Raw genomic sequence first — 750 nt, 5'->3', positions numbered from 1 at the left:
CCCCGCCAGGTGACCTTTCTGACGACGCCACCACCCCGCTCCCTGAGGTGCGAGGAGCGCAAGCGACGAGCCTCGAAGGGCCTGGCGAGACAGCGTCGGACACCACGCCACCGGTCTGTGACGTGCCCGAAGCAGCGTCGGTCGACGAAGGCATCCCCCCGCTCCCTGAGGTGCGAGGAGCCCTGGCCGCCGGATTGAGTAAGGACCGGGCGAGCCTGCGAGCCGGGACCGCATCGAAATCACCGAGCCTCGAAGGGCCTGGCGAGACACCGTCGGAAACCACCACCGATCGGCCGTTGAACTGTGAGAAACCCACCCGAGGTAACCCAGATTTCTGGCGCCGCATCCCCGAACCCACTCCACCACAACCACCACCACCGCCAATGCTGAGCGCGGTGCCGCCGGGTCTGGCGCCGCATCTGCCGTCGAACCCGTATCGGCCTTCGACCGCGCTGATCACCTACATCCTGTCCCGTGAGGGCACCTGTTCGGTTCCCGGCTGCACAAAACCGGCCTGGGAATGCGAACTCGACCACGTCTGCGAGTACAACCACGACGACCCGTATGCCGGCGGGCACACCGACCCCGCCGGGATCGGCGCGAAATGCCGCTTCCACCACCTGGCGAAAACGTTGACCGACTTCATCGACGACCAAATCCTCGACGAGAACGGCCGCCCGCACACCACCTGGATCACCCCCGAAGGACTCGTACTACCCGGGCGGGCCGACTCGATCATCGACATCGTGC

1 pseudogene is annotated in these 750 nt (G+C 66.4%); it reads left to right on the top strand.

Going from position 1 to position 750, the window contains the following annotated elements:
• Positions 1 to 395: 395 nt before the first annotated feature.
• Positions 396 to 750 (top strand): annotated as a pseudogene (locus MKW15_RS24205) (HNH endonuclease); the annotation flags it as partial.

This window comes from Gordonia gummivorans (genome assembly GCF_022513585.1).
Taxonomy (GTDB): Bacteria; Actinomycetota; Actinomycetes; order Mycobacteriales; family Mycobacteriaceae; genus Gordonia.
The sequence above is the reverse complement of the archived record's forward strand: the minus strand, read 5'-3'. Positions and strand labels throughout refer to the sequence as shown.